Here is a 6014-nt window from a genome sequence, read left to right as displayed (position 1 = left end):
CGGTGGTCTGGTCCGGTGTGGTGTCCTTCATCGCCTACAAGATCGTGGACCTGACCATCGGCCTGCGTGTCAGCGAGGAAGACGAGCGCGAAGGCCTCGACATCACCTCCCACGGCGAAACTGCCTACAGCCGTTAATACACGGTACATGCCGCAGCTGCCCCGCAGCTGCGGCAGGATCTAAAAAACCGAGAGTCTCCCTTGGATGTTCGGCCCGCAAGAACTTCGGTTTCGGCGGGCCATTTTTTTTGCGTGTCGGCGTCGGAAGAGGGTGCGGCGAGGTCTCTTCTTCGCGAGAAGGGGCCGCGGGTCCGGCTCTGCCGGTCCGCAGGCGCAGCGCCCCCTTGGGGGGCAGAGAGCTACGCGCAGCGAGCGAACGTGGGGGCTCTTGTCTTCTCAAGCAGGGGCCGCGGGTCCGGCTTTGCCGGTCCGCAGGCGCAGCGGCCCCCTCGGGGGGCAGAGAGCTACGCGCAGAGAGCGAACGTGGGGGCCAATTTGCACTGCACAATGGCAGCAGGAGAAGCCATGAAGAACGATTCCATCACCCTCACAGAGGGCGGACTGCGTTGCGAGATCAAACCCGAGCTGGGCGGCTGTATTGCCGGCCTGTGGTTCGACGATGTTCCCGTGTTGCGTTCGACGCCTGCTGTTGAACTCGCCACTGTCCGTCTGTCGGGAAGTTACCCACTGGTGCCGTTTTCCAACCGCATCGGTCACGCCACGCTCAAGTGGCAGGGCACCAGCCATCCGCTGGTACAGAACAACGGCCCCGAGCCGCATGCCATCCATGGCATCGGCTGGCAGCGGCCCTGGACGGTGCTGGAGCAGGACGGGGCACTGTTGATGCTGGCCTGCGAACACCGCGCCGACGCAGCCTGGCCATTCGCCTTCGACGCGTCGCAGACCTTCTGCCTGCGCGGCAATGCGCTGGAACTGACGCTCAGCATGACCAACCAGTCGGCCGTGCCGGCACCGGCCGGGCTCGGTTGGCACCCCTACTTCGTCAAGCGTGCAGGCAGCCATGTCGCGTTCGAAGCCAGCGGGCGCTGGGAGATGAGCGGTGAAAAATTACCTACCCACCGCGAGCCCTCGGGTGGCCTGGACACCGACTGCGTCGGCCTCGACGTGGACCATTGTTTTGACGGCTGGGGCGGCAGTGTCAGCTTGCGCGATGAGTTTCTGCACACCCGGATCACCTCCAGCCTGAGCCGGCTGGTGGTCTTCACCAACGCCACCCGTGACTTTGTGGCGATCGAGCCGGTCAGCCATGTCAACAACGCTGTCAATCTGCTGCAGGCCGGCACCGGCCGCGCGGAGGATCTGGGCATCGAGGTGCTGGCGCCCGGCGAATCGATGAGCGCGCGGATGAGCATTCAGGTGGAGCGCGCATCGTGACGGCTGGCTGGCAGGTGGTCTCGGCAGCGCCCAGCGAGGTCGGCGAATCGCCGTTCTGGCACCCGCAGGAGCAGCTGCTGTACTGGGTAGACATTCCGGCAAAAACCATCCATCGCTGCAACGTCTTCATGGCGACGGTCGACAGCTGGCGCATGGCCGCGCCGCATGATCTGGAGCCCGGCTGCATCGCACCGGCGGCAGGCGGTGGGCTGGTGATTGCGCTGCGCGATGGTATCTACCGCGCGCGCAGCTGGGGCGGCGCGCTGGAACAACTGGCTGCTGCCGGGCACAACACGGCGACCACCCGCTTCAACGACGGCAAATGCGACCCGCTGGGCCGCTTCTGGGCCAGCACGATTTACGAGCCGCGCGATGCGCGCAACGCAGCGCTGCTTTGCCTGCAGGACGGAGCGCTGGTCCGCATGACCGGCGACGCCACCGTGGGCAACGGCCTGGCCTGGTCCGCCGACGGCGGCACCCTCTACTGGTCGGACACCACCGCGCATCTGATCCGCGCCTGGGACTGGGACGCTGCCGGCAACACTCTGACCAACCCGCGTGTGTTCAAGCAGTTTCCCCTCAAGCCAGCGGGCTGGCAACCCGGCTCGCCGGAGTATGGGGGGCGACCCGACGGCGCGGCGGTGGACCGCCAGGGCAACTACTGGGTGGCGATGTTCGAAGGTGCCCGCGTGCTCAAGCTATCGCCGGCCGGTGAACTGCTGGACGAGATCGCCACTCCGATGGCGTGTCCGACCATGGTGTGTTTTGGCGGCGACGACCTGCAAACGCTGTACCTGACCAGCGCCAGCCATGGCCGCACGGCCGCCGAGTTGGCGGCTATGCCACTGTCCGGTGCCGTGTTGTCGCGGCGTGTGGATGTGCCAGGACTGCCGGTCAACTTCTTTTCCGCCTGACCGTGACGGCGTAAAAAACCGAACACCGGCCGTTCAAAAAAATCAAACCGGCCGGCAAGCAGCCGACTTACCATCACCGCCATGGATTCAGCGCTTCTATTGATCACCGAGCAGGTCCGCACCGCCGCCGCAGCCGGCTCTGCCCTGCGCATACGCGGTGGCGGCAGCAAGGATTTTTACGGTGAACCGGCTGCGGGCGAGATGCTGGACACCCGGCCATTGAGCGGCATCACCAGTTACGAGCCCAGCGAGCTGGTGGTCACGGTGCGCGCCGGCACCCCGCTGGCGGAGCTTGAAGCCGTGCTGTCCGAACGCGGCCAGTGCCTGCCGTTCGAGCCGCCGCATTTTGAAGGGGGCGCCACCGTCGGCGGCATGGTGGCGTCCGGCCTGAGCGGCCCGGCGCGCGCCAGCGTCGGCGCGGTGCGCGACTACGTGCTCGGTGTGACCCTGCTCAACGGCCGGGCCGAGCTATTGACCTTCGGCGGCCAGGTCATAAAAAACGTTGCCGGTTACGACGTCTCGCGCCTGATGTGCGGCGCCATGGGCACGCTGGGCCTGATCACCGCAGTCAGCCTCAAGGTGCTGCCGCTGGCGCCCGCCGAAGCCACATTGAAATTCGCGATGGACCAGGCCGAGGCGCTGGCACAGCTGAATCGCTGGGGCGGTCAGCCGCTGCCGCTCAACGCCAGCTGCTGGGTTGACGACGGGAACACGCCCACACTCAATCTGCGCCTGCGCGGTGCGGTGGCCGCCGTGGAAGCCGCCTGCAAGTCGCTGGGCGGCGAACGCCAGGACAACGCAGACGCCGCGCCGGACTGGACCTTGTGTCGTGACCAGCAACTGCCCTGGTTCCAGGCGCGTGGCACGCGTGACCTGTGGCGTCTGTCGGTGCCGCAGACCGCGCCCGTGCTGGAATTGCCCGAGCCGCCGCTGGTCGAGTGGCATGGCGGCCTGCGCTGGGTGCGCGCCGCGCCTGAAGACGCTGAAGGACTGCGTGCAGCGGCTGCTGCTGTGGATGGAAATGCTACGCTTTTTATAGCTGATGGCGCCCGATTGACGGGGGCTGGAGGTCGATTTGACGCATTAAAACCGCCGCTGGACCGGATCCACTGTCAGTTGAAAAATGAGTTTGACCCAGCCGGCATTTTTAACCTTGGCCGCATGTACCCCGACTTCTGATGCAAACCAATCTTTCTCCCGAGTTCCAGGGAACGCCCGACGGCCTGGCTGCCGAGGCCATTCTGCGTAAGTGTGTGCACTGCGGCTTCTGCACCGCGACCTGCCCGACCTACCAGTTGCTGGGCGACGAGCTCGACGGCCCGCGCGGGCGCATCTACCTGATCAAGCAGGTGCTCGAGGGTGAGGTGCCGACGCGCAACACCCAGATGCACCTGGACCGGTGCCTCACCTGCCGCAATTGCGAAACCACTTGTCCCAGCGGCGTGCAATACGGCCACCTGGTGGACATTGGCCGCAAGCTGGTCGATGAGCGTGTGGCGCGGCCCGCCATCGAAAGCACGGTGCGCTGGGCCCTCAAGGAGGGCTTGCCCTCACCGCTGTTTGCACCGGCCATGAAAGTCGGCCAGGCCCTGCGCGGCCTGTTGCCTGCGGCGCTGAAAGCCAAGGTGCCGGCGCCTCAATCTGCAGGGCGCTGGCCGCAGCGCGAACACCCGCGCAAGATGCTGATGCTCGCCGGCTGTGTGCAACCCGCCATGATGCCCAACATCAACACCGCCACAGCGCGCGTGCTCGACGCCGCCGGTATTCAGACCGTTGTGGCAAGCAAGGCGGGTTGCTGCGGCGCTGTAAAGTTTCACCTCAACGACCAGGACGGCGGCAAGGCCGAGATGCGCCGCAATATCGACGCGTGGTGGCCGCATGTGGAAGCCGGTGTGCAAGCGATTGTCATGAACGCCTCGGGTTGTGGCGTCACCGTCAAGGAGTACGGCTACATTCTTCAGGACGACCCGGCCTACGCGGCCAAGGCGGCAAGGATCAGCGCGCTGACACGCGACCTGAGCGAGCTGTTGCCCGAGTTGGTCGAGGTGTTACGCGAAAAAATTCCCTCGACAGCCACTAGCGGCACCCTTGCATTTCACCCCCCGTGCACCCTGCAACACGGCCAGCAATTGCGCGGTGGTGTTGAAAAGCACCTGGGCGCGCTGGGTTTCAACGTCAAGCTGACGGGGTGCGAGCCGCATTTGTGCTGCGGCTCCGCCGGCACCTATTCCGTATTGCAGCCGGAGATTGCCTACCAGCTGCGCGACCGCAAGCTGGGCCACCTGCAGGACATGGCACCCGAAGTCATCGTCTCGGCCAACATCGGCTGCATCACGCATCTGCAAAGCGGCACCGCCACGCCGGTCAGGCATTGGGTGGAAATGCTCGATGAAGCCTTGAGCGCGAGTTCCCGCCAAGACTACTGACACCACGCTGTCAGTAGCAGGTCCGCATCATCAAGGCTTCTTCAACACAACAGGATTTCTTGATGAAAAATGCAATCAGCTGGTTTGAAATTCCCAGCACGCAACTAGACCGCGCCCAGGCCTTTTACGAAGCAGCGCTGAACTGCAAGCTGCGCCGTGAGCCCATGGGTCCCTCCGAGGGCGCTGTGTTTCCTCATGAGGGCGACGGCGTCGGTGGCTGCCTGATTGTCGGTCCCACGGCGCCTGTGCCCAGCGCCAACGGCACACTGATCTACCTCGACGCTTCTCCCTCACTGGACGCAGCGCTGATGCGTGCCACCAAAGCTGGCGGGACGGTCGCGCTAGGCCGGCAGGCCCTGCCACCCGGCATGGGTTTTTTCGCGCACATCACCGACCTGGACGGCAACCGGGTGGGCTTGCACGCCCTCAACTGAGCCCCATAGCCTGGCCGTCTCCCGTTTGACGGGGTGCAGCGTCAGGGATCTTCATTTATCCAAGGAGTTTTTTATGCAACCCACTCGCCAGACCGTGGCCGCCGCCTTTCTGGTGTCCGGCATCATGGTTCGCACCAGCAACCGGGACGAGCAGGACCCCCACACCGCCCGGCTGGCCGGGCACTGGGGCCGTTTTTTTGCCGAAGGACTCTTCGAAGAAATCCCCGGCCGGCTGCCGGACCCACGCATGTACGGGGTTTATTCCGCCTACGAAACCGACTACACCGGCGCCTTCGACGTGACCGTCGGAGCCGCTGTATCTGCGCCCACCGCCGGCGCCGCATGGCACACGGTGGAGATCCAGCCCGGCGCGTACCTGGTCTTCACGGCCAAGGGAGCCATGCCGCAGGTGGTGGTGCAAACCTGGGGTGCGATCTGGGAATTTTTCCAGACCCATCCCGAGATACAACGCAGCTATGGCACGGATTTCGAGGCTTACCAGGGGCCCGACGAAGCTGCCATTCACATTGGCATCAAGGTCTGAGACCAAGGCAGAAAAGGCTTCGAACGGGCTGCACCCAAGACGGGACGGGAGCGTCTCGCCCGCTGCGCCGGCTGGCTTGACCGGCTTCCGGCATGCTATTTTTTTGATAGCTGTTGGCGCCCGTGGATAATGGGCTTCAAGCCTGAATAACACTGCACCCATGCGCCGCGCCGATCGCCTGTTCCAGCTAGCCCGGATATTTCACCAGTAGTCCGATGAGCACATGATTTGGGGCGCGCAGCGGCCGATGCGTGTCGTTCGTCGAATTGTCTGGGTACTGGATGGGTTTTGGCCAATTTAGG

General features: G+C 64.7%; 6 protein-coding genes and 1 pseudogene. All 7 read left to right on the top strand.

Features of this window, described 5'->3' with window-relative positions; all coding sequences use genetic code 11:
- Positions 1-137, top strand: a pseudogene (locus H0W47_RS18100) (ammonia channel protein); the annotation flags it as partial.
- 387 nt (positions 138-524) lie between these two features.
- Complete coding sequence (locus H0W47_RS18095) at positions 525-1394, top strand: aldose 1-epimerase (protein WP_296926931.1); 870 nt, start codon at positions 525-527, stop codon at positions 1392-1394.
- Positions 1391-2308: an SMP-30/gluconolactonase/LRE family protein gene (locus H0W47_RS18090; protein ID WP_367265430.1), complete on the top strand. Its 918-nt coding sequence runs from the start codon at positions 1391-1393 to the stop codon at positions 2306-2308. Before H0W47_RS18095 ends, H0W47_RS18090 begins: the two co-directional genes overlap by 4 nt.
- Positions 2309-2389: 81 nt before the next feature.
- Positions 2390-3487, top strand: coding sequence for a glycolate oxidase subunit GlcE (glcE, locus tag H0W47_RS18085; RefSeq protein ID WP_296926929.1), 1098 nt, complete (start codon positions 2390-2392; stop codon positions 3485-3487).
- Positions 3487-4734: a glycolate oxidase subunit GlcF gene (gene glcF, locus H0W47_RS18080; protein WP_296926927.1), complete on the top strand. Its 1248-nt coding sequence runs from the start codon at positions 3487-3489 to the stop codon at positions 4732-4734. The genes glcE and glcF overlap by 1 nt, the downstream gene beginning before the upstream one ends.
- A gap of 62 nt (positions 4735-4796) precedes the next feature.
- A complete protein-coding gene (locus H0W47_RS18075) occupies positions 4797-5168 on the top strand; it encodes a VOC family protein (protein WP_296926925.1) in 372 nt (123 codons plus the stop codon).
- 73 nt (positions 5169-5241) lie between these two features.
- Complete coding sequence (locus H0W47_RS18070) at positions 5242-5712, top strand: GyrI-like domain-containing protein (protein WP_296926924.1); 471 nt, start codon at positions 5242-5244, stop codon at positions 5710-5712.
- The last annotated feature ends 302 nt before the right edge of the window (positions 5713-6014 follow it).

This window comes from Polaromonas sp. (assembly GCF_013817205.1).
GTDB lineage: Bacteria > Pseudomonadota > Gammaproteobacteria > Burkholderiales > Burkholderiaceae_C > Polaromonas.
This window is presented reverse-complemented; position numbering and strand designations above follow the sequence as displayed.

Excerpts from the sequence above, each read along its gene's own strand:
- glcF (WP_296926927.1), top strand. The coding sequence starts at position 3,487 with ATGCAAACCAATCTTTCTCCCGAGTTCCAGGGAACGCCCGACGGCCTG.
- H0W47_RS18095 (WP_296926931.1), top strand. The coding sequence starts at position 525 with ATGAAGAACGATTCCATCACCCTCACAGAGGGCGGACTGCGTTGCGAG.
- H0W47_RS18070 (WP_296926924.1), top strand. The coding sequence starts at position 5,242 with ATGCAACCCACTCGCCAGACCGTGGCCGCCGCCTTTCTGGTGTCCGGC.
- H0W47_RS18075 (WP_296926925.1), top strand. The coding sequence starts at position 4,797 with ATGAAAAATGCAATCAGCTGGTTTGAAATTCCCAGCACGCAACTAGAC.
- glcE (WP_296926929.1), top strand. The coding sequence starts at position 2,390 with ATGGATTCAGCGCTTCTATTGATCACCGAGCAGGTCCGCACCGCCGCC.